Origin of the sequence: Pseudonocardia benzenivorans CB1190, from assembly GCF_000196675.2 — a bacterium.
GTDB classification, from domain to species: Bacteria; Actinomycetota; Actinomycetes; order Mycobacteriales; family Pseudonocardiaceae; genus Pseudonocardia; species Pseudonocardia benzenivorans.
In genome coordinates this window covers 2,781,690-2,798,640 of the sequence record NC_015312.1, presented here as the reverse complement: position 1 = coordinate 2,798,640, position 16,951 = coordinate 2,781,690, and the positions used below count along the sequence as shown (strand labels likewise).

At 73.1% G+C, this 16,951-nt stretch carries 21 protein-coding genes; 11 read left to right on the top strand and 10 right to left on the bottom strand.

What is annotated here, in order from left to right; all coding sequences use genetic code 11:
- Window positions 1–3 precede the first annotated feature (3 nt).
- The 6 genes from PSED_RS13375 to PSED_RS13350 are packed head-to-tail and all read left to right on the top strand — an operon-like array spanning window position 4 to window position 1,983.
- Window positions 4–585, top strand: a complete 582-nt coding sequence (locus PSED_RS13375; protein WP_013674778.1) for an SRPBCC family protein — start codon at window positions 4–6, stop codon at window positions 583–585.
- A 13-nt stretch (window positions 586–598) separates the two neighbouring features.
- Window positions 599–871: a hypothetical protein gene (locus PSED_RS13370; protein ID WP_013674777.1), complete on the top strand. Its 273-nt coding sequence runs from the start codon at window positions 599–601 to the stop codon at window positions 869–871.
- Window positions 871–1,098 (top strand): hypothetical protein, encoded by a 228-nt coding sequence (locus tag PSED_RS13365; protein WP_013674776.1) that lies wholly within the window; start codon window positions 871–873, stop codon window positions 1,096–1,098. Before PSED_RS13370 ends, PSED_RS13365 begins: the two co-directional genes overlap by 1 nt.
- A 3-nt stretch (window positions 1,099–1,101) precedes the next feature.
- Entirely contained in the window at window positions 1,102–1,344 is a 243-nt protein-coding gene (locus PSED_RS13360; RefSeq protein ID WP_041759617.1) for a hypothetical protein, read from the top strand.
- 1 nt (window position 1,345) lies between these two features.
- Window positions 1,346–1,645 (top strand): hypothetical protein, encoded by a 300-nt coding sequence (locus tag PSED_RS13355; protein ID WP_013674774.1) that lies wholly within the window; start codon window positions 1,346–1,348, stop codon window positions 1,643–1,645.
- Entirely contained in the window at window positions 1,642–1,983 is a 342-nt protein-coding gene (locus tag PSED_RS13350) for a hypothetical protein (RefSeq protein WP_013674773.1), read from the top strand. Before PSED_RS13355 ends, PSED_RS13350 begins: the two co-directional genes overlap by 4 nt.
- A gap of 41 nt (window positions 1,984–2,024) precedes the next feature.
- On the opposite strand, the gene PSED_RS13345 is transcribed toward PSED_RS13350, so the two are convergent.
- From PSED_RS13345 to PSED_RS13320, 6 genes are all read right to left on the bottom strand, one after another.
- Window positions 2,025–2,975, bottom strand: a complete 951-nt coding sequence (locus PSED_RS13345) for a hypothetical protein (RefSeq protein ID WP_013674772.1) — start codon at window positions 2,973–2,975, stop codon at window positions 2,025–2,027.
- A gap of 135 nt (window positions 2,976–3,110) precedes the next feature.
- Window positions 3,111–3,485, bottom strand: coding sequence for a hypothetical protein (locus PSED_RS13340; protein ID WP_013674771.1), 375 nt, complete (start codon window positions 3,483–3,485; stop codon window positions 3,111–3,113).
- Complete coding sequence (locus PSED_RS13335; protein WP_013674770.1) at window positions 3,482–3,769, bottom strand: hypothetical protein; 288 nt, start codon at window positions 3,767–3,769, stop codon at window positions 3,482–3,484. The genes PSED_RS13340 and PSED_RS13335 overlap by 4 nt, the downstream gene beginning before the upstream one ends.
- 9 nt (window positions 3,770–3,778) lie before the next feature.
- Window positions 3,779–4,903 (bottom strand): vWA domain-containing protein, encoded by a 1,125-nt coding sequence (locus PSED_RS13330; RefSeq protein WP_013674769.1) that lies wholly within the window; start codon window positions 4,901–4,903, stop codon window positions 3,779–3,781.
- A 1-nt stretch (window position 4,904) separates the two neighbouring features.
- The gene (locus PSED_RS13325) at window positions 4,905–5,774 is read right to left on the bottom strand and encodes an AAA family ATPase (RefSeq protein WP_013674768.1); all 870 of its coding nucleotides are present in this window, start codon (window positions 5,772–5,774) and stop codon (window positions 4,905–4,907) included.
- Between the two features lie 55 nt (window positions 5,775–5,829).
- Window positions 5,830–6,132: a hypothetical protein gene (locus tag PSED_RS13320; RefSeq protein ID WP_013674767.1), complete on the bottom strand. Its 303-nt coding sequence runs from the start codon at window positions 6,130–6,132 to the stop codon at window positions 5,830–5,832.
- Window positions 6,133–6,460: 328 nt separating this feature from the next.
- Here PSED_RS13320 and PSED_RS13315 point away from each other — a divergent pair, with 328 nt between their 5' ends.
- The gene (locus PSED_RS13315) at window positions 6,461–7,408 is read left to right on the top strand and encodes a LysR family transcriptional regulator (RefSeq protein WP_013674766.1); all 948 of its coding nucleotides are present in this window, start codon (window positions 6,461–6,463) and stop codon (window positions 7,406–7,408) included.
- Window positions 7,409–7,423: 15 nt separating this feature from the next.
- Here PSED_RS13315 and ppk2 read toward each other — a convergent pair whose 3' ends face one another.
- Window positions 7,424–8,257, bottom strand: a complete 834-nt coding sequence (gene ppk2 / locus PSED_RS13310; RefSeq protein WP_013674765.1) for a polyphosphate kinase 2 — start codon at window positions 8,255–8,257, stop codon at window positions 7,424–7,426.
- Between the two features lie 168 nt (window positions 8,258–8,425).
- On the opposite strand from ppk2, the gene PSED_RS13305 reads away from it, so the two are divergent.
- Together PSED_RS13305 and PSED_RS13300 are read left to right on the top strand one after the other, a co-directional pair.
- Window positions 8,426–10,738 carry a serine/threonine-protein kinase gene (locus PSED_RS13305; RefSeq protein ID WP_013674764.1) on the top strand — a complete coding sequence of 771 codons (2,313 nt, stop codon included), beginning with the start codon at window positions 8,426–8,428 and terminating at the stop codon, window positions 10,736–10,738.
- Between the two features lie 70 nt (window positions 10,739–10,808).
- Window positions 10,809–11,033: a hypothetical protein gene (locus PSED_RS13300; protein WP_013674763.1), complete on the top strand. Its 225-nt coding sequence runs from the start codon at window positions 10,809–10,811 to the stop codon at window positions 11,031–11,033.
- Window positions 11,034–11,040: 7 nt separating this feature from the next.
- Here the strand turns inward: PSED_RS13300 and PSED_RS13295 are convergent, their stop codons facing one another.
- On the bottom strand, window positions 11,041–11,625 hold the full coding sequence (locus tag PSED_RS13295; RefSeq protein WP_013674762.1) for a UdgX family uracil-DNA binding protein: 585 nt from the start codon (window positions 11,623–11,625) through the stop codon (window positions 11,041–11,043).
- Window positions 11,626–11,711: 86 nt separating this feature from the next.
- Complete coding sequence (gene glgX / locus PSED_RS13290) at window positions 11,712–13,817, bottom strand: glycogen debranching protein GlgX (protein WP_013674761.1); 2,106 nt, start codon at window positions 13,815–13,817, stop codon at window positions 11,712–11,714.
- A 140-nt stretch (window positions 13,818–13,957) separates the two neighbouring features.
- On the opposite strand from glgX, the gene PSED_RS13285 reads away from it, so the two are divergent.
- On the top strand, window positions 13,958–15,136 hold the full coding sequence (locus PSED_RS13285) for a thiolase family protein (RefSeq protein WP_013674760.1): 1,179 nt from the start codon (window positions 13,958–13,960) through the stop codon (window positions 15,134–15,136).
- A gap of 41 nt (window positions 15,137–15,177) precedes the next feature.
- Window positions 15,178–15,729: a type 1 glutamine amidotransferase domain-containing protein gene (locus tag PSED_RS13280; RefSeq protein ID WP_013674759.1), complete on the top strand. Its 552-nt coding sequence runs from the start codon at window positions 15,178–15,180 to the stop codon at window positions 15,727–15,729.
- Window positions 15,730–15,831: 102 nt separating this feature from the next.
- Here PSED_RS13280 and PSED_RS13275 read toward each other — a convergent pair whose 3' ends face one another.
- Window positions 15,832–16,911, bottom strand: coding sequence for a DNA topoisomerase IB (locus PSED_RS13275; RefSeq protein WP_013674758.1), 1,080 nt, complete (start codon window positions 16,909–16,911; stop codon window positions 15,832–15,834).
- Window positions 16,912–16,951: the final 40 nt, after the last annotated feature.

Here is a 16,951-nt window from a genome sequence, read left to right as displayed (position 1 = left end):
GCGATGCTCATCGAGAACGACTTCCGGCTCGCCGCACCGCTCGACGACGTCTGGGAGTTCCTGCAGGACGTCCCCGCGCTGGCTCCCTGCCTGCCCGGCGCGGAGCTCACCGGCGAGCAGCCCGACGGCTCGTTCACCGGCGGGGTGAAGGTCAGCATGGGTCCGGTGTCGCTGCGGTTCACCGGGGTCGCGCAGATCCGTTCGTCCGACCCGTCGACACACACGATGGTGCTGCACGCGGCCGGCTCCGAGGCCCGCGGCCGGGGCACCGCGGAGATGTCGGTGACCGCCTCGCTGGCGCCGGCCGGTGCGGGTGCGACGTCGATGCACGTGGTGCAGGACCTGCAGATCTCCGGCGCCGCCGCCCAGTACGGGCGCGGCATGATCTCCGACGTCACCAGCGTCCTGCTGGGCGCCTTCACCGACTGCATCGCCGCCAATGCCGAGGCCCGATCACGCGGCGGCACGGTCACCATCACCCGGGCCGCTCCCGCGAGCGGGTTCCGGATCGGCCTGTCCGCGGCGCTGATGGCGCTCAAACGGGTGGTCCGCCGCTTCTTCGGCCCGAGTACCCGACCCGCGTAGGAGGCGACAAGACATGGTGCTGTGGTGGATCGGCAACGCCGTCCTGCTGCTCGTGGTGCTCCCGGTGGTGATCGCCCTGCTCAACCGGGTGCTCGCCGCCGTCGAGCGCATCCGCTGGGCGGCCGACGACATCCTCGCCGGCGGCGTGGAGCTCGCCGGCGCGCTCGACCCCGTCCCCTCGATGCTCGCGACGACCGACGCGACCGTCGCCCAGGTGTCCGCAGGCGCGGTCCGCTATGCGGGCAGCGTGGCGGTCCTCCTGCCTCCGAAGGAAGGTGCCCACTGATGCCCGCCGCCGCCTGGGCGACGATCGTCATCGCCGCCCTCATCATCGCCATCGCCGGGATCGGGCTGCTGCGGGTGATCCTGCACCTGCGGCACGTCTCACGGACCCTGGCTGCCCTCGACGGCGGGGTCGGTGCGATCGTCGCCTCGACCGCGCCCGTCCCCGAACGGCTGACCTCGGTGAACGCGAACCTGAAGCCGGTCCGCGACTTCTGTGCGGGGGTGTGACCGATGAGCACAGGATGGATCGTGGGGTTCGCGATCGGCATCGTCGTCGTGCTGGTCGTCGTCGCGCTGGTGGTGCCGATCCTGGTACTCGCGGCGCGGATCGGCCGCCAGGCACAGTCGATCAACGAGGGACTGCAGAAGGCGGAGGTCAACACCCGCCCGCTCGCCGCACTGGCGGAGACGATCGACTTCGCCGACACCATCACCGCGGGCCTCGCCCGCGGGCGCGCCAGGCTGGGAGGCTGACATGTCGGACACCACCGCCTGGTGGATCGCGATCATCGCCGGGTTCGTCGTCGTCATCGTCGTCGCAGTCCTGCTGCAGGTGCTCGTGCAGCTGGTGAAGACCATCGACCGCCGTGTCGGTCAGATCAGGTCGACGCTGGAGCAGGTCACGGCCAACACGGCGTCGACCGCGCTGATCGACCCCACCGGCGACGCCGTCGACCGCGTCCTCGCCGAGGGCCTGCAGCACCACCTATTCCTGGGCCGGGTGCTGCCGTCGATCCCGACCCCCGCCGCCGCTACGAACGGAGCGTCACGATGATCGTCCTGACCGTCGTGGTGATCGCGCTGCTCATCGCGGGGCTGGCGTTCTACCTGTTCTGGGTGGGCACGCTGCTCACCGGGATCGCGACGAACCTGGAGACCTGCGAGGAGAGCGTCCAGCAGGTCAACCGGGACGCCGCCCTCATCGGCCCGGGCGTCGAGCACATCAACCGCTCGGGCGGCACCGTCGCCGGCGCCCTCCCCCTGCTCTACGGCTTCGCGGAGCAGATCGTGCGCAAGGCGTCCCCCAACCCGACCCGCCCGGAGGTGGCGGTCCCCGCCTCGGGCCACCGCCGCTCACGCCTCTTCGACGGGGTGGGCCTGAAAACCCTGTGAGTGGCGATGGTCGCCATGGCGACCATCGCCACTCACGACCCTCACGCGCAGCGTGCGCACCGCGTCGGCCGCCCGGGCCAGCCACGACGGATCAGGACCGTCGCCACCTCCCGGGCGGCCGCGCACGGATCGCTCGACAGGTCCTTCCAGCCGTAGACGAGCCGGGCCCGGCCTGCCAGCTCCGCAGCGTTGTCGCGGCGGCGATCGCGGAACGCCGTCCCGTCGGCGAGGTGCGTCCGACCGTCGAGGCGGATCGTGACGTCGGCACCGGCATGGTCGTAGGTCACATCCTCGTAGAGCGTGAACCCGTCGACCGACGTCGGCGTCTGCCGACGGCCGGCGGGAAGCCCGTGTGCCGCCTCGACATCGGAGGCGTACAGCTCCTCGAGGGCGGAGTGGACCCCGTCGCGCACCAACGCGACCGCATCGGCGAGCACACGGCGATGGCGCCGAGGCGGACGTTCGAGGAGGCGCTGTCGGAGATGGTCCGGTCCGACCCGACCGGTGGTCAGCAGCGCGACGAGGGTCCGGCGCGCCTCCATCACGTCCCCCTCGGCCGCCGCGAGGTCGATCACCGTGTCGCCCAGGCTCGTTCGCGGTGGGTCGGAGGCGACCACGATGTGGCCGAAGGCGCGGGAGCGGTGGACTACGACGAGCCCGGGCTGTGAGACGGCCGAGGTGCCGTACGGGACCGTGAGGTGGATCGGCCCGTCCTCATGGCGGAGCAGCCCCCACTCCTCCGCAGCGGTGCGATGGCTGAGCACGGCCCTCGCCCCGCCGTACAGCAACGCGCCGCTGACTCTCGCCTCGCGAGGGGGCGGACCGGTGAAGGTCGCGTAGACGCGGGGAAGGTGGCGGCGCCAACGACCCGCCTTCGTCCGAGCGACGACTGCGCTCCAGCTGACGCCGCAATCCCGGAGCTGTGCGAGTGAGGCCATGCCGTGCTGGCGTTCGAGCAGCGCCGGCCACGAGGGGGTGTCGATGATCGTCATACGACGACGATCGGCTGCGGATCGCCTCCTCCGGGGATCGGTCGGGGGATCTGTGGAGCACGCGACCGCATGTGGACAGGCGGTCGTGCGCGGCGCTGGTCGCTGTAGCGACTATCGCCGCGCACAGGCTTCAGGTCACAGGATCCACTCCTCGCGCCAGGAGCCGTCGTAGCGTTCGGCGTTGCAGTGGGGGGTGTACATCGAGATCAGTTCCTCGGCGACCATCTCGCGGTGGCCGCGGGTGCCACCCGGGATCGACAACGTGGCGACGTGCAGGCGCCATTTTCCGCCGGCGCGCTGGGTCCAGCAGTGGGCGCGGGGGTGGCGCAGGGGCAGGCCCTCGGCGGTGAGGTCGTCGGCATGGCCGACGTAGACGACGGCGTATCGCTCCCGCTCGGGTTCGGGCTTGTAGAGGATCGCGTAGACGCCCGGCTCCGCGGGCGGGGCCCAGCCGGCGAGCAGCCGCGGGCCGGAGAAGGCATAGCCCGCCAACGAGCCGAGACGGATCATGCCTCCCAGGCCAGGTCGTCGTCCGCCTCGCTCACCGCCTCCGCACGGACGATCGGGAACTCCGGTAGCCCGGCGGTGGCGGCGGCCGCACGGAAGGTCGCGGTCCCGCGTTCGACGGCCTCGTCGTGCGACGACGCGTCGACGATGATCTGCGCGCCGTAACGGTCGGTGCCGATGCCCGAGGCGATGCCGCCGTGCGGGGCGACGGCGTCGGCGAGCTCGACGATCTCGTCGTGGGTGACCAACCGGTCGCCCTGGGCCTCGAGTCCCACACTCCAGCGCATCGCCCGCTCCTATCCCAGCTCCGGCAGCAGCGCCGCCAGCTCGTCGAGACTCCCGAGGTCACGCCCCGACAGCAGCACGTCGACGTACGGCTCGGCAACGAGCATGCCGACGGTCCGCGGCACCCCTCTGCCTCCGGCGACGACGTGCGGGTTGGTCCACACCACGCGGTGGCAGAGCCGCGCGAGCTTCTGCATGGCCGACTCGAGCAGCTCGGGATCACCGCGGTCGAGCCCGTCGGAACACACGACGACGATCCCGCCCCGCGCCATCCCGCGGCGCCCCCAGCGTCGGACGAACTCGTCGATCGCCTGCCCGATGCGGGTCCCGCCCTCCCAGTCGACGACGAGGTCCGCGGCGCGCGCGAGCGCCTCGTCCGGGCTGCGGGTGCGCAGCGACGGCGTCAGGTGGGTGAGCCGGGTGCCGAAGCAGAACACCTCGACACGGAACCGGGCGCCGCGCTGGGCGGAGTGCGCGAACTGCAGCATGGCGCGGGAGTAGTCGGCCATGGAGCCGGAGATGTCGAGGATCAGCACGAGCGGGCGGGGCCGGACGCGGCGGCGCCGGTAGCGCAGCTCGACGAGCTCGCCGTGGGTGCGCAGGGAGCGACGGACCGTGGCGCGGAGGTCGGGACGCCGGCCGCGGCGGGCGGGGCGGGTGCGTCGGGTGCGGCGCATCGGGGGTCGGAGCCGGATGCCGGACATGATGCGCCGCAACGTCTCCAACTCGTCGTCGGTGCATTCGGCAAATGCCCGCGACGAGAGGGTCTCGACGTCGGACGCCATGAGCCCGAGCGTCGTCTCCTCGTCGGGGCGCTCGTCGTCGCCGGGGTCGGGCGCGACGGTCTCCAGCGTCGTCTCCGCCTCGGGTTCGGCGCGCAGCAGCAGCTCCAGGAGGGAGCCGGCGTCGACCCCGGTGCCGAGGAAGAACTCCTCGAAGATCCGGTCGTAGGTCTCGACGTCCTCGTGCCGGGTGACGAGCGCGATCCGTCCGCCCCAGTAGAGGTCGACGAGGTCGGTGGGATCGAGGGTGGCGACGGATGCGCAGTAGGTGAGGACGTCGCCGGGCCCGATGGCGACACCCTCGGCGCGCAGGGTGCGGGCGAACCGGACCAGGAGCCCGACGAGATCGGCCATCTCAGCCGCGGGTGAGCTCGTCGAGCCGGGTGCGGACGAGCTCCTCGTCGTCGTGGTCCTTCACGACCGAGCCGAGGGTGAGGTCGGCGGTGGCGGCGTCGAGGTCGTCGCCCAGGAAGTCGAGGGTGCGGGCCCAGTCGATGGTCTCGGCGACGCCGGGGGGCTTGGCGAGGTCCATGGCGCGCAGCCGGTGCACGGCCGCGACGACCGACTCGGCGAGCGCCTCGGACACCTCGGGCCGGCGCGACCGGACGATCGCGACCTCGCGGGCGGCGGACGGGTAGCCGATCCAGTGGTAGAGGCAGCGGCGCTTGAGGGCGTCGTGCAGCTCGCGGGTGCGGTTCGACGTGAGTAGCACCAACGGCGGCGTATCAGCGACGACGGTCCCGATCTCGGGGATCGTCACCTGGAAGTCCGACAGCAGCTCCAGCAGGAACGCCTCGAACTCGTCGTCGGCGCGGTCGATCTCGTCGACGAGCAGCACCGCTCCGGCACCGGCGCGGACGGCGGCGAGCAGCGGGCGTTCCTGGAGGAACTTCGGGCCGAACAAGGCGTCGACGGCGTCGTCGGGCGAGGAGTTCGTTTCCTGCAGCGCGCGGATGTGCATGAGCTGGCGGGCGTGGTCCCACTCGTAGAGGGCCTGCGCGGCGTCGATCCCCTCGTGGCACTGCAGCCGGATCAGCGTGCGCCCCAACACGTCTGCGAGCGCCTTGGCCAGCTCCGTCTTGCCGACGCCGACCTCGCCCTCCAGCAGGACGGGCCGGTCGAGGCCGAGGGCGACGTGGACGGCGGTGGCCAGGCCGCGGTCGGCGAGATAGCCGGTGGCGCGCAATGCATCGGTGAGCTCGGCAACCGAGCCGGGACGGGTCAACGGAACGATCTCCTCGCAACAGTGGGCTCGTGAGTGGAAATGGCCGCCATAGCGACTACTGCCGCTCACAGGAGTTGAGGGTCTCGCCGACGCTGCGGCCGCGTGGATGCAGCTTGCCGTCGCGTGCGAGGCGGCGACGCCAGGCGGCGCGGACGTCCTCGTCGACGGGGGTGTTGGTGTCGCCGTCGATCGGGTCGCCGGGCATTCCGCCGAACCCGATGTTCTTCATGTTCTTGCAGACCTTGCCGGGGCTGCGGCCGAACCGTTCCTCCAGCTCGGCGCTGGTCTGGCCGGTGGCCGACCAGATTCCGCGCAGCACGGTCAGAGCGTCATCGGTACGTGTCTCGCGCTCGGACATCGTCGTCCTCCTCCTGCGGCGGTTCAGGGTTCATGGTGGCCCGGTCGGCGCGCCACCGCAGCACCCTCCGCCGTTCGGCAGAGTCTCGCGGCGGGGGCGTCTGCGCGACACCCTCGGCTAAGCGTTCGCTTAAATCGCGGCGGCTTCTCGCCTGCAGGGCTCTCTGTCGCGGGGTCGCGGACGGCCGAGATGCGTGCCAGCGCGTTCGGCTGCGGTCCGCACGACCGCCACGTGCATCTCGCGCACCGACCCTCCGCGCGAGATGTACTCCTAAGTGATCGCTTAACGGGGCCCCGATCGCGGCCTCCGATGGTCGAGAATGCCCGGCATGACGCTGACGCAGCTGAGCGCGTTCGTGCTCGTGGCGCGCTTGGGGTCGGTCAAGGCGGCCGCCAACGCACTGTCGGTCAGCGAGCCCGCCGTCTCCCAGGCCCTGGCCGCGTTGCGCAAGTACCTCGGCGACCCGCTACTGGTGCGCAGCGGCAACGGCATGACGATGACGGCGGGCGGCACCCGACTGCTCGCGATCGCGGCGCAGATGGTGGCACTCGGCGCGGAGGCGGAGTCGGCGGTGCGCTCGGCCAAGGGTGCGCCCGAGCAGCTGCGGCTGGTGGCGCCCAGCCCGGTCGTCGAGTTCGTCGCCGGTCCTCTGGGCGAGACGTTCGGCGCGCGGTCGTCGGGGACCATCGAGATCAGCTCCGGCGTCGCGACCACCGCCGAGATGGGCGCGCTCGTCTCGCAGCGCCTGGCCGACGTCGCCCTCGGGCCGCACCTGGGTGGCGAGCGCTCGATGGGGCTGGTCAGCGAGCCGATCTTCCGGGCGCGCCTCGTTGTGCTCGCCGCTCCCGACGCCCGGTTCACCGGCCCGCCCGCGCGCTGGCCGTGGCTCGTCGAGACGTCGGCGACCGACCCGGACAGCGACGTCGGCCGGCTGCTGCGTGCCGCCCGCATCCCCGAGTCGAGCCTGTCGGTGTTCCCGACGCAGACCGCCGCCTGGGACGCCGCCGCCCGCGGCGCGGGTGTGGCCCCCGGCATCGCGCACCTCGCGGTGCACCACGTCCGGCGCCGCGAGCTCACCGTCGTCGAGCTGCCCGGGACCCCGCTCGACGTCGTGTGGCACGTGTCGACGCTGCCGGTCGACCGGCGCTCCGCGGCCGCGTCGTCGTTGCGCCACTTCCTCAGCACCCCGGAGGCGATGAAGCTGCTGCGGGCGCCGGGCGAGGGTCTCGCGCCCGCCCGGTTCCGCCCGCCGGTCTACGTGACGATCTGGAGCTGAGTCGCCCGGAGCGCGTCAGCTCAGCGTCGCGGCATGGTCGGGCACGCTGCGCTGGATCTCGCGCGGCGGCCGCTGGTAGCCCGACGACGCCGGCCGATCGGGCAGCGCCAGCCGCGGACGTGCCCGCGGCTCCCACGGGATCGACGACAGCAGGTGGTGGATCATGTTGAGCCGCGCCGCCCGCTTGTCCTCGGCCTCGACGACCCACCACGGCGCGATCTCGGTGTCGGTGTGGATCAGCATGTCGTCCTTCGCCTGGGAGTAGGCGTCCCAGCGGGTGATCGACTCGAGGTCCATCGGGGAGAGCTTCCACTGCTTCAGCGGGTCGGACGCGCGCTCGGCGAAGCGGCGGGCCTGCTCGTGGTCGCTCACCGAGAACCAGTACTTGCGCAGCACGATCCCGTCCTCGACGAGCAGGTTCTCGAAGATCGGGCACTGCCGCAGGAAGCGCTGGTACTCCTCCGGCGTGCAGAAGCCCATCACGCGCTCGACGCCGGCGCGGTTGTACCAGCTGCGGTCGAGCAGGACGATCTCGCCCGCGGCGGGCAGGTGCTCGACGTAGCGCTGGAAGTACCACTGCGTGCGCTGGCGCTCCGTCGGCGCGGGCAGCGCGACGATCCGCGCGACGCGGGGGTTGAGGTGCTCGGTGACCCGCTTGATCGCACCGCCCTTGCCCGCCGCGTCGCGGCCCTCGAAGACGACCACGATGCGCGACCCGGTGTCGCGGACCCATTCCTGCAGCTGCACGAGCTCGCCCTGCAGTCGCAGCAGCTCGCCCTCGTAGGCCTTGCGCGGCACGCGCTTGCGGGGAGCTTCCGCCTCGCTCGAGGTCGCCGTCGGCTTCGCCATCCACGCAGTGTGTCAGGACGACGACCGTGCGCGGGTCGTCTCGCCGGGTGACAGGGGGCCCGGTTCGGGGATCGGGCGCCGATGGGAATACTGCGCGTAACGGATGGCCCGCGACCGCGACGCCATCGCTGGAGACGGGACGACGCCGTCGGCCGAGGAGGAACCGGGGTGAACGGGACGGGCGCGTGGGGTGGCGCTGTCCCACCGGGGTACGTGCTGCGCCGCGTCGTCGGGCGCGGCGCGTCGAGCGTGGTGTGGGAGGCCACGCAACTGTCCACCGGGCGGCCGGTGGCCCTCAAGCTCCTCGAGGTCGACCTGCGCGACGACGACGCCCGTGGCCGGTTCGAGCGCGAACGGCAGGCGATGGCCGCGCTGTCGCAGCACCCGCACATCGTCGCGCTCTACGACGCGGGCGTGGTCGACCACAGCCCGTGGCTGGCGTTGCAGCTGTGTGCGCGCGGTTCCTACGCGGCGGCGCTGCGCGAGCACGGGCCGATGCCGGCCGCCGACGCGCTCGACGTGCTGATCCGCATCGGCGAGGCGCTCGTCGCGGCACACGCCCAGGGCGTGCTGCACTGCGACGTCAAGCCCGCCAACATCATGATCACCGACTACGGATCGCCCGCGCTGACCGACTTCGGCGTCGCCCGCGGCACCGTCAGTGCCAGGTCGCAGACGGTCGCGGGCGGATACAGCCTCGACCACGTGGCACCCGAGGTGCTCAACAACGCCCGTCCGACGGTCGTCTCCGACGTGTACTCCCTCGCGACAACGGTGTGGGAGCTGCTGTGCGGACGGGCGCCGTTCCGTGACGACTCCGACGTCGGGCCGGCCCCGATGGTCGCCCGCATCCTGCGCGGTCCGCTGCCGACGCCGATCCTGCCCGGCGTCCCGCCCGAGCTGACGGCGTTGCTGACCAGGATGGCCGCCGTCGACCCGGCCGCGCGGCCGCAGTCCATGGCCGAGGCCGTCGCCACGGCGCGCGGGCTCGCCACCCCGCGGCCTGCCGGCGTGCACGCCGGACCGGCGCCGGCCCCGACCCTGATCGGTCCGCCCGCGACGACCCTGCCGCCCGGGTCGACCCCGCCCGGGCCGAGCCCGCCCGGGATCGGGACGGCCGCGACGAACCCGCCGCAGCCGCCGTCGGCGGCGGGCGGGAACCGGAGCGCGCCACCGCCTCCCGCCGACACCGGGTGGACCCCGCAGCCCGCGTTCGCCGCGCCCGCACCGCCGCCGCCGGGCGGCTCCGGGACCGCGCCGCCCCGGGGTACCGGCCCACCCGCCGACCGGCCACGCCGCCGCTGGCCGCTCGTCGCGGCGCTGGTCGGCGTCGTCGCGCTGCTCGCGGGCGGCGGGGTGTGGTGGTGGCTGGGCTCCCGGTCCGACGGGCTCGTCCTGCACGCCGCTTCCGGCCCCGGCACGTTGGGCGCCTTCACCTCCGACTTCGCGACGACGACCGGACCGCCCGGGTCGGTGACCGCCTCGTCGCTGCCGCGCGGGATCGCGAACCGCGACGCCGTTCCCGGCGCCACCGACGGGCTCTACCGCGGGGTCAAGGGCAGCGCGTCGTGCGACCGCGACCGCCTCGCCGACTTCCTCGGCGGGCGTCCCGACCTCGCCACCGCCTGGGTCTCGGCGCTGCGCAGCGACCCCGGCCTGCGCTGGAGCCGCTCCCCCACGGTGCTCTCCAGCGGCGACCTCGCCACGTTCGTCCGCGAGCTGACACCGGTGCTGCTGCGCGCCGACACCCGCGTCCACGAGCACGGCTGGTCCGACGGCTCCGAGCAGGACGCGCAGGCCGTGCTGCAGGCCGGCACCGCCGTGCTGGTCGACGGCTACGGCGTCCCACGCGTGCGGTGCGCGTCGGGCAATCCGCTGACCGCACCGGAGGCGCTCCGGCCCGGCACGACGCCGCCCGCGGGGGCCTGGCCCGGTTTCGACCTCGGCGCGACCGTCGCGGTCACCGGCGCAGGGCAGAACATCCGCGAGTTCGGGCTGACCGACCCGGCCGACGCCGCGTTCCGCCGCCCGGCCGGCTCGCTGGGCCCCGACGACGTCGACGCCGTTCCCGCGACCGCCTCGCCGGAGGGTGCCTTCGTCCTGAAGGGACCGCAGACCGCGTGCGACCTCTCGGACTGCTCGAAGACCCCGACGCTCGAGGTCCCCGTGATCATCTCCGAGTGCACCCGCTCGGCCTGCACCGTGCGCGCCCCCGACGGCCAGTGGGACGGCGCGGTCCCGCTCACCGCCGGGACCGGCGGGGTCTGGACCGCGACCGGCGCGCTCGTGTCGCCCTACGGGTACACCTGCAACGACGAGCAGATCGCGGCGACGTTCACGCTGACGCTGTCGGCGCGCGCCGCGACCGTCGTCGACACCGTGTGGACCGCGAGCAGCGTGGCCGGCCAGATCGTGCACACCATCCCGGCGACGTCCTGCACCGCGGGCCGGTTGACCTGGAACGTCTCGGCGACCCGCTGACCCGGGCGTGACCAGGGGCGCCCGCGGGTAGCCGGGGACGGTCAGCGTCCCCGACCGCACGGGAGGAACCGTGACCAGCGCAGAACGCCCCGAGGCCGACGCCGCCGAGCAGCAGCGCGAGGTCGTCGAGCAGGCTGCCGACCCCGAGACCGGTGCCGATCCCCGCGGTGCCGATCCCCGCGGTGCCGGCATCGTCGTCCCGCCCGACGTCGACCGGCTGTCGGAGGCCGACCAGGCCGACGTGCTCGACCAGCTGCGCGAGGAGGCCGACCCGGACGACGAGCCGCGCGGCTGACGGTCCGTCAGGACCGCAGACCGGCGGCGACCCCGAGGTCCGCGACGAACGCGTCGAGCGCGGCGTCGCGGGCCTCGGGTGAACCGCGCAGGATCGCGGACGGATGGATCGTCGGCACCAGCGACCGGCCCTGCCACTCCCGCACCTCGCCGCGCTCCTCGCTGATCCGGACGTCCGGGCCGACCAGCGCCTTCGCCGCCGTCGCCCCCAGCGTGACCACGACACGCGGCCCCACGACCGCCAGCTCGTCGTCGAACCAGTGCCGGCAGGCCCGCACGTGCCGCACCGCGGGGGTCTTGTGGAGGCGCCGCTTGCCCTCGCGCTCGAACCGGAAGTGCTTGACGACGTTGGTCACGTACACCTCGTCGCGGTCGACGCCGGCGCGCTCGAGCGCGGTGTCGAGCAACCGGCCCGCCGGGCCGACGAACGGTGCGCCCTCCCGGTCCTCGCGGTCACCGGGCTGCTCCCCCACGAGCATCAGCCACGCCGACGCCGGTCCGGCGCCGAACACGGCGTGCGTCGCGTCGGCGTGGAGCTCGCAGTCGGTGCAGCGGGTGACGGCGTCGCGCAGTGCGTCGAGATCGGTGCCCACGTGCCCGGGCTACCCCCGCCGGCCGGCCGCGACACCGCGCCCTGCCCGGTACCGCGGCAGCACGCTCGGTACCGCGAACGGCGCGCTCAGTACCGCGACAGCAGGACCGTCGTCGACCAGGGCTGCAGACGCAGCCGGGCCCCGGGCGCGGGCCGCCTCCGGCGCGCGGTGGCCAGCAGCGGGTCCGCGGTGTCGACGACGATCCGCCACGTCCTGCCGTAGGTCTCGTCGGGCAGCGTGAACGTCGTGTGCTGGGGCGCGGCGTTGACCAGCAGCAGGAACGAGTCGTCGACGATCGTCCTGCCGACGTCGTCGCGATCGGGGATGCCGTGGCCGTTGAGGAAGATCGCGAGGCTGCTGCGCGAGTGCCAGTCGGCGTCGGACATCGGGGTCGCGTCGGGCCGCAGCCACGCGACGTCGGCGACGTCGGAGCCGTGGATGGGGCGGCCCTGGAAGAAGCGGCGCCTGCGGAACACCGGATGCTCGGCGCGCAGCCGTGCGAGCCCGGCGACGAACTCGGTGAGCACCTCGTGCTCGCGGGCGGCCTCCCAGTCGATCCAGGACAGCGGCGAGTCCTGGCAGTAGGCGTTGTTGTTGCCGCCCTGGGTGCGCCCCAGCTCGTCGCCGTGGGAGATCATCGGGACGCCCTGCGACAGCAGCAGCGTCGTGAGCAGGTTGCGCTTCTGGCGTTCCCGCAGGACGTTGACGTCGCTGTCGTCGGTCGGGCCCTCCGCGCCGCAGTTCCACGACCGGTTGTGGCTCTCCCCGTCGCGGTTGTCCTCGCCGTTGGCCTCGTTGCGCTTCTCGTGGTAGGAGACCAGGTCGGCGAGGGTGAAGCCGTCGTGCGCGGTGACGAAGTTGATCGAGGCGTGGGGCCGTCGGCCGTCGGCCTCGTAGAGGTCCGAGGACCCGGAGAACCGGCTCGCGAGCTCCGGGAGCATGCCTGGCTCGCCGCGCCAGAAGTCGCGCACGGTGTCGCGGTAGCGGCCGTTCCACTCCGTCCACAGCGGTGGGAAGCCGCCGACCTGGTACCCGCCCTCCCCGACGTCCCACGGCTCGGCGATGAGCTTGACGCGGCTCACCACCGGGTCCTGGTTGACCAGGTCGAAGAACGCGGCGAGCCGGTCCACCTCGTGGAACTCCCTGGCCAAGCTGGAGGCCAGGTCGAAGCGGAAGCCGTCGACGTGCATCTCGGTCACCCAGTACCGCAGCGAGTCCATGATCAGCCGCAGGGACTCGTGGTGGCGGGCGTTGAGGCTGTTGCCGGTGCCGGTGGTGTCGTAGTAGTGCCGCGGGTCGCCCGGTACCACGCGGTAGTAGGCGAGGTTGTCGATGCCGCGGAACGACAGCGTCGGCCCGAGGTGGTTGCCCTCGGCGGTGTGGTTGTAGACGACGTCGAGGATGACCTCGATGCCCGCCCGGTGCAGCGTGCGGACCATCGACTTGAACTCCTGCACCTGTTCGCCGCGGGTGCCGAAGCCGGCGTAGCCGTTGTGCGGGGCGAAGAAGCCGATGGTGTTGTAGCCCCAGTAGTTGCGCAGGCCGCGGTCGGCGAGGGTCGAGTCGTGCACGAACTGGTGCACCGGCATGAGCTCGAGCGCGGTGACACCGAGACCGCGCAGGTGCTCGACCGTCGCGGGGTGCGCGATGCCCGCGTAGGTGCCCCGCACGTCGCGCGGCACCTTCGGGTTGGTCATGGTCAACCCGCGGACGTGCGCCTCGTAGAGCACCGTCTCGTGGTACGGGATGCGCAGCGGACGGTCGTCCTGCCAGTCGAAGTACGGGTCGGCGACCACCGAGCGCATCGCGAACGGGGCGGAGTCCGCGTCGTTGCGCGAGTCGGGGTCGCCGAAGCGGTACGCGAACATCGCCTCGTCCCAGGTGATCTCGCCGTCGACCGCCATGGCGTACGGGTCGAGCAGGAGCTTCGCCGGGTTGCACCGCAGCCCGGCCGCCGGGTCGTAGGGGCCGTGGACGCGGTAGCCGTAGCGGGTGCCGGGCCGCACCCGCGGGAGGTAGCCGTGCCAGACGAATCCGTCGCGCTCGGGCAACGGCACCCGGGTCTCGACGCCGTCCTCGTCGAACAGGCACAGCTCGATCATGTCGGCCGGCTCGGAGAAGAGGGCGAAGTTGGTGCCGCCGCCGTCCCACGTCGCGCCGAGTGGATGGGGCGACCCCGGCCACAGCTGCATGAACCCCTCCCACCGTCGTACCGCACCCAGATGATGCGGTGTGACGTTGCGCCCGGCACGGCGAAACGGCCGGACGGGGTCGTACGGTCGGTCGTCGTACGGTCAATGAAGGCCCTACGACACGAGAGTCGGGAGCGACCATGCCGGAAGCCGTCATCGTCGACGCGGTCCGCACACCCATCGGCAAGCGCAACGGCAGCCTCGCCGACGTGCACCCCGTCGACCTGTCCGCGGCGGTGCTGCGGGCGCTCGCCGAGCGGACCGGCGTCGACCCGGCGGTCGTCGACGACGTCGTCTGGGGCTGCGTCAACCAGGCGGGCGACCAGGCCGCGCAGGTCGGGCGCTACGCCGTGCTCGCCGCCGGCTGGCCCGAGACCGTGCCCGGGGTGACGGTCAACCGGGCCTGCGGGTCGAGCCAGTCGTCGCTCGACTTCGCCGCGGGCATGGTGATGGCCGGGCAGTACGACCTGGTCGTCGCGGGCGGCGTCGAGTCGATGTCGCGGGTGCCGCTGGGTGCCGGCCGCGACCTGGGCCGGCCGTTCGGCCCGCTCGTGCGCGAGCGCTACGCCGCCGACCTCACCTCCGGCGAGTTCCCGAACCAGGACTTCAACCAGGGCGTGGGCGCCGAGCGCATCGCGAAGCACTGGAACCTCTCGCGCGCCCGGCTCGACGAGTACGCCTCCCGCTCGCACGCGCTCGCCGCTGCCGCCACCGACTCCGGGGCGTTCGCCGGACAGCTCGTCGAGGTCCCCGGCAAGCCGGAGTTCACCGCCGACGAGGGCCTGCGTCGCGGCACCACGCCGGAGACGCTCGCGAAGCTGAAGCCCTCGTTCAGCGCCGACGGGGTCATCCACGCGGGCAACGCCTCCCAGATCTCCGACGGCGCGTCGGCCGTCATGGTCACGACTCCGGAACGGGCGAAGGAGCTCGGCCTGACGCCGATCGCCCGCTACCACGGCGGCGCCGTCAGCGGTGCGGACCCGCTGATGATGCTGACCGGCCCGATCCCCGCGACCCGCAAGGTGCTGGCCCGCACGGGCCTGGCGATCTCCGACATCGGCGCCTTCGAGGTCAACGAGGCGTTCGCTCCGGTGCCGCTGGCGTGGCAGGTCGAGCTGGGTCTCGACGATCCCGACGGCAAGGTGCTCAACCCCCTCGGCGGCGCGATCGCGGTCGGGCACCCGCTCGGGGCCTCGGGCACGATCCTCATGACGCGTCTCGTGCACCACATGCGCGACAACGGGATCCGCTACGGCCTGCAGACCATGTGCGAGGGGGGCGGCACCGCGAACGCGACCGTCGTCGAGCTGATCCGCTGAGCCGCGTTTCGCCCCGTACCGTGGCGGGCACGTCCGCTGCCATGAGCGGAACTCTGGACGGACTGCGCATCGCCATCCTCGCGACCGACGGTGTCGAGGAGGTCGAGCTCACCGAGCCGCGGAAGGCGGTGGAGAGCGCCGGGGCGACGACCGAGCTGGTCTCGCTCGCCGACGGCGACATCCAGGCGATGAACGGCGACATCGAACCGGCCGGGAAGTTCCCGGTCGACCGCGTCGCGTCGGAGGTCTCGGCGTCGGACTACGACGCGCTGATCATGCCGGGCGGGACGGTCAACGCCGACCGGCTGCGGCTCGACGAGGACGTCCTCGCCTTCGTCCGGGAGACGTTCGCCGCCGACCGCCCCGTCGCCGCGATCTGCCACGCGCCGTGGACGCTCGTGGAGGCCGACCTGGTCAAGGGCCGGACGCTGACGTCGTTCCCCAGCCTGCGCACCGACATCCGCAACGCCGGCGGCACGACCGTCGACGAGGAGGTCGTCACCGACGGCAGGCTGACCACCAGCCGCAACCCCGACGACCTGCCGGCCTTCTGCGACCGGATCGTGCAGGAGTTCGCGGCGGCCCGCGGCTGACGCCCCGTGAGTGGCGATGGTCGCTGGCGACGCTGCGGCGACCATCGCCGCTCACGACCGCTGTCGGCCGTTCCGGGTCGGCTTCCGGGTCGGCCTGCCGGGTCAGCCCTTCCTGATGAGCCGGACGACGGCCCGGTCGAGGATGTCGCGTGAGCGGGCGTCGACCGACCCCGCCTCCGAGGTGACGTCCCCGACCCGGCGCAGTGCCCGCAGGATCGTGCGGCCGTCCTCGTAGCGCTCCACGACCCGCGGATCCACATAGGATGCCCGGGCCACGGCCGGGGTGTTGCCGAGGTGGTCCGACACCGCCTCCATCGTGCGCCGCACCTCGCGGGTGCGGGCCCGCTGCGCGTCGGGGACGCCGTCGCGGCTGCGGGCGGCGAGGTCCACGGCGGCGAGCACCGTCGCGTTCCAGGTCCGCAGGTCCTTGCAGGTCATCTCGGCGCCGGCGAGCTCCTTGACCGCGGCGTTGAGGTCGGCCGTCGTGACGTCGTGCCAGTCGCCCCGCGACCGGCCGGAGCCGTTGCGGAACGCCAGCAGCTCCGGCCCCCCACCGCGCCGGCGGCGCAGCGACCCGACCACCCTGTGCAGCTCCGGGTCCGCGAGCCGCACCGACCGCTGCACCCCGCCCTTGGCCGGGTAGTCGACGAGGACGGCACCGCGATTCAGGCTGACGTGGTCGCGCAGCAGGGTGGCGAGGCCGAACGTGCCGTCGTCGTCCGGGTTGTCCGGGGCGTACTGCTCGCCGCCCGCGCGGAAGACCCCGAGGTCGAGCATCCGCAGGCCCGCGGCGAGGACCCGGCGTGCCCCCAGCCCGGACTCCGTCAGCCGCGCCGCGATCTCGGCCCGCACCCGCGGCATCCGCGTCCCGAGCAGCAGGGCGCGGTCGTGCTTCTCCCGGTCGCGCGCCTCCCGCCATGCGGGGTGGTACAGGTACTGGCGGCGGCCGGCGTCGTCGGTGCCGACGGCCTGGATGTGCCCGCTCTCGTCGGGCGCGATCCAGACCTCGCGCCACGCCGGCGGGATCGCCAGCTGCCCGATCCGGCTGCGGACCAGCGGGTCGGTGATCACCCGGCCGCGGTCGTCGGAGTAGCTCCAGCCCTTCCCGCGCCGCTGCCGGGTCCAGCCCGGACCCGACGGGTCCGAACGGGTCGGTCCGGGCGGGAGGTCGTCGTCGTGCACGATGGCCGGTACCCGGATCGACGACCCCGCATGCCGTCCG

Coding starts and splice junctions, on each gene's coding strand:
- PSED_RS13280 (WP_013674759.1), top strand. CDS start 15,178: ATGAGCGGAACTCTGGACGGACTGCGCATCGCCATCCTCGCGACCGAC.
- PSED_RS13350 (WP_013674773.1), top strand. CDS start 1,642: ATGATCGTCCTGACCGTCGTGGTGATCGCGCTGCTCATCGCGGGGCTG.
- PSED_RS13330 (WP_013674769.1), bottom strand. CDS start 4,903: ATGGCCGATCTCGTCGGGCTCCTGGTCCGGTTCGCCCGCACCCTGCGC.
- PSED_RS13285 (WP_013674760.1), top strand. CDS start 13,958: ATGCCGGAAGCCGTCATCGTCGACGCGGTCCGCACACCCATCGGCAAG.
- PSED_RS13335 (WP_013674770.1), bottom strand. CDS start 3,769: ATGCGCTGGAGTGTGGGACTCGAGGCCCAGGGCGACCGGTTGGTCACC.
- PSED_RS13370 (WP_013674777.1), top strand. CDS start 599: ATGGTGCTGTGGTGGATCGGCAACGCCGTCCTGCTGCTCGTGGTGCTC.
- PSED_RS13315 (WP_013674766.1), top strand. CDS start 6,461: ATGACGCTGACGCAGCTGAGCGCGTTCGTGCTCGTGGCGCGCTTGGGG.
- PSED_RS13320 (WP_013674767.1), bottom strand. CDS start 6,132: ATGTCCGAGCGCGAGACACGTACCGATGACGCTCTGACCGTGCTGCGC.
- PSED_RS13375 (WP_013674778.1), top strand. CDS start 4: ATGCTCATCGAGAACGACTTCCGGCTCGCCGCACCGCTCGACGACGTC.
- PSED_RS13345 (WP_013674772.1), bottom strand. CDS start 2,975: ATGACGATCATCGACACCCCCTCGTGGCCGGCGCTGCTCGAACGCCAG.
- PSED_RS13365 (WP_013674776.1), top strand. CDS start 871: ATGCCCGCCGCCGCCTGGGCGACGATCGTCATCGCCGCCCTCATCATC.
- PSED_RS13360 (WP_041759617.1), top strand. CDS start 1,102: ATGAGCACAGGATGGATCGTGGGGTTCGCGATCGGCATCGTCGTCGTG.
- glgX (WP_013674761.1), bottom strand. CDS start 13,817: ATGCAGCTGTGGCCGGGGTCGCCCCATCCACTCGGCGCGACGTGGGAC.
- ppk2 (WP_013674765.1), bottom strand. CDS start 8,257: ATGGCGAAGCCGACGGCGACCTCGAGCGAGGCGGAAGCTCCCCGCAAG.
- PSED_RS13355 (WP_013674774.1), top strand. CDS start 1,346: ATGTCGGACACCACCGCCTGGTGGATCGCGATCATCGCCGGGTTCGTC.
- PSED_RS13340 (WP_013674771.1), bottom strand. CDS start 3,485: ATGATCCGTCTCGGCTCGTTGGCGGGCTATGCCTTCTCCGGCCCGCGG.